At 69.8% G+C, this 1627-nt stretch carries 1 protein-coding gene; it reads left to right on the top strand.

From position 1 onward, the window contains the following. Nucleotides 1–180: 180 nt before the first annotated feature. Nucleotides 181–1627, top strand: a 1447-nt coding sequence (miaB, locus tag E1294_RS51850; RefSeq protein WP_220448451.1) for a tRNA (N6-isopentenyl adenosine(37)-C2)-methylthiotransferase MiaB, incomplete at its 3' end; no start/stop codon positions are given.

The following is a 1627-nucleotide window of genomic DNA, read 5'->3' on the forward strand; positions in this document are numbered from 1 at the left end:
GATCCGGCACCGCTCCATCACGGACGTTCTGCGCTGGTCACACTGGCGCCGACGCCACCAAGCCACAGCCCGGCACTACCACTACCAGCGCCGATCCGATCCATGATCGCGATGTGTCACTGGAGTATTAGATCGGTACGGGCCGTCTCAAGCCTGACAACGACTACCCTGGAAAGCGCCATGACTGTGACCCAGGAGAGCGCCCGCACCTACGAAGTGCGCACATATGGGTGCCAGATGAACGTCCACGACTCCGAACGGCTCTCCGGCCTGCTGGAGGATGCCGGCTACGTGCCCGCCCCCGACGGCGAGAGCGCCGACGTGGTCGTGTTCAACACGTGTGCCGTGCGGGAAAACGCCGACAACCGCCTCTACGGCAACCTCGGCCACCTGCGGCCCGCCAAGGTGAGCAACCCGCGCATGCAGATCGCCGTGGGCGGCTGCCTCGCCCAGAAGGACCAGGGCGAGATCGTCCGCAAGGCGCCATGGGTCGACGTGGTCTTCGGCACCCACAACATCGGCTCGCTGCCGGTGCTGCTGGAGCGCGCCCGCATCGAGGGCGAGGCGCAGGTCGAGCTGAAGGAGTCGCTCGAGGTCTTCCCCTCGACGCTGCCCACCAAGCGCGAGTCCGCCTACGCCGCCTGGGTGGCCGTCTCGGTCGGCTGCAACAACACCTGCACGTTCTGCATCGTCCCCTCCCTGCGCGGCAAGGAGAAGGACCGCCGGCCCGGCGAGGTCCTGGCCGAGGTCGAGACCCTCGTCGGCCAGGGCGTCCTCGAGGTCACGCTGCTGGGCCAGAACGTCAACACCTACGGCGTGGAGTTCGGCGACCGGCTGGCCTTCGGCAAGCTGCTGCGCGCGTGCGGCTCCATCGAGGGCCTGGAGCGGGTCCGCTTCACCTCGCCCCACCCCGCCGCGTTCACCGACGACGTGATCGCCGCCATGGCCGAGACGCCCAACGTCATGCACCAGTTGCACATGCCGCTGCAGTCGGGCTCCGACCGGGTGCTGCGCGCGATGCGCCGCTCCTACCGCGCCGAGCGCTACCTCGGCATCATCGAACGCGTGCGCGCCGCCATGCCGGACGCGGCCATCTCGACCGACATCATCGTCGGCTTCCCTGGCGAGACCGAGGAAGACTTCCAGGCCACGCTCGACGTCGTCAGGCAGAGCCGCTTCGCCAACGCCTTCACCTTCCAATACTCCATCCGTCCCGGCACGCCGGCGGCCACCATGGACGACCAGATCCCCAAGGAGGTCGTCCAGGAGCGCTACGAGCGGCTGGTGGCCCTCCAGGAGGAGATCTCGTGGGAGGAGAACAAGAAGCAGGTGGGCCGGACGCTCGAGGTGCTGGTCGCCGAGGGCGAGGGGCGCAAGGACGACGCCACCCGCCGGCTGTCCGGCCGCGCCCCCGACAACCGGCTCGTGCACTTCGCCGTGGGCTCGGAGACGCCCCGGCCGGGTGACATGGTGACGGTCGAGGTGACGTACGCGGCCCCGCACCACCTGGTGGCGGACGGGCCCGTGCACGAGGTCAGGCGGACGCGGGCGGGCGACGCCTGGGAGTCCCGCCAGGCCGGTTCCTCCACGGGCCCGGGGGTGCTGCTCGGCATGCCCACCGTCGGCC

It is taken from the genome of Nonomuraea diastatica (genome assembly GCF_004349015.1).
GTDB classification, from domain to species: domain Bacteria; phylum Actinomycetota; class Actinomycetes; order Streptosporangiales; family Streptosporangiaceae; genus Nonomuraea; species Nonomuraea diastatica.